The following is a 424-nucleotide window of genomic DNA, read 5'->3' as shown; positions in this document are numbered from 1 at the left end:
ACATCGCCGCTTGCCGGATCTAGTGCCCGCCGAGCCGGTCTTCGTCGCCCGCCCACAACGGCTCCGGCTGATCGCGACCATCACCGCGGTCGCCCTGGTCGGACTGACCCTCTTCGGCTGGTTCGCGCTGCCGCTCTCGGTGCGGGTGCTTTTCACGGTGTCGCAGCTGCTTACCGTGCTCGGGGTGCTGGCCTTGCTGATCCTGGGCATGGTCTCGGCCGCCGCCAGCTACGTCCGGGCCGACACCGACGGGCTGACGATCCGCAACGGGCTCCGCCGTCATGTCGTCGGCTGGGACCGGGTCCACAAGATCATCCTGCGCCGCGGGGACCCGTGGGCCACGGTGCTGCTCCGCCCGGCCGACGGCAGTGATTTCCTTGCCGACCTCGACGCCGACAAGCGGATGCTGATGGGGATCCAGGCG

General features: G+C 69.8%; 1 protein-coding gene. It reads left to right on the top strand.

Annotated elements, in window-relative coordinates; translation table 11 throughout:
- Window positions 1-424, top strand: a 424-nt coding sequence (locus tag I6F37_RS41370) for a PH domain-containing protein (RefSeq protein ID WP_225154576.1), incomplete at both ends; no start/stop codon positions are given.

Origin of the sequence: Bradyrhizobium sp. NBAIM08 (genome assembly GCF_020193935.1) — a bacterium.
Taxonomy (GTDB): Bacteria; Pseudomonadota; Alphaproteobacteria; order Rhizobiales; family Xanthobacteraceae; genus Bradyrhizobium; species Bradyrhizobium yuanmingense.
This window is presented reverse-complemented; position numbering and strand designations above follow the sequence as displayed.